Genomic DNA, 828 nt, shown 5'->3' on the forward strand with positions numbered 1-828 from the left:
ACAACTATCTCACAGGCGGGCATGGAGTGTCCAGTATAAAGAGCCTGTCCCTAATTTCCATAAATTCTTCTCTGATCATCAAATTGAAATCAAAGGAGAAAAGACGGCATGTCTCATCCGGAAATCATGGAATCGGCCCACAAAAAACCGAGGCAAGGGTTTTGCTTGGGTATAAAAGCGATCAAGAACAACACACTCAGTCCTCGGCCAGTCGTTTCAGGGAGTACATCCCCTCAATCCCTTTGACGCGCTTTGGGATTTTTCCCCGTGTGGACCTAAAATGATCCTTGAAGGTTTCATACTGCGTCTCAACAAAGGCCCGAGAACCAATGATCCCTGAATCCGTAAAATAGCGGCTCCTGTACCGAAATCGGCGCAGCCGGTTCATCTCATACCCTTCTGTCGTCTCCTCCTCCAGTACCTTTCTGGATATCTTCGCTTTGCCCCTCTTGTCGATGGCACCTATATGATACAGATACTCACGGTATGTCTTAAGCTGCGTGGCGGCATCATCCACGCCGAAATCCGGCGTCCCCAAATCCGATGAGAGAAACCCGTCCTTGTTTCCCGTCTGGATATGGTACCCGATGGAGCACCACCGATAATCCTCCGGGCGCTTCACGATACCGGCTCGCACGGCATTCAAATCTATATAAGCGAGGCAATGGACCAACGTGTTTCCCTGCTCCACGATGACGCTCTTGAAGCGTTCACCCCACAGGGTCCCTTTACGCTTTTTGCGCTTGTTGTAGAAACAAGAGAACCGCTGCTTGATGTCCTTGACGTAGGCCGACAAACTGCAAAACCGCTCTCGATACTCTTCCAGCC

General features: G+C 50.4%; 1 protein-coding gene. It reads right to left on the reverse strand.

The genetic code is table 11. The features are described from left to right. Positions 1-196 precede the first annotated feature (196 nt). Positions 197-828 (reverse strand): hypothetical protein (locus BLQ12_RS10760; protein WP_092210664.1); only part of this gene is annotated, 632 nt, incomplete at its 5' end.

The organism is Desulfoluna spongiiphila (genome assembly GCF_900101345.1).
GTDB classification, from domain to species: Bacteria; Desulfobacterota; Desulfobacteria; order Desulfobacterales; family Desulfolunaceae; genus Desulfoluna; species Desulfoluna spongiiphila.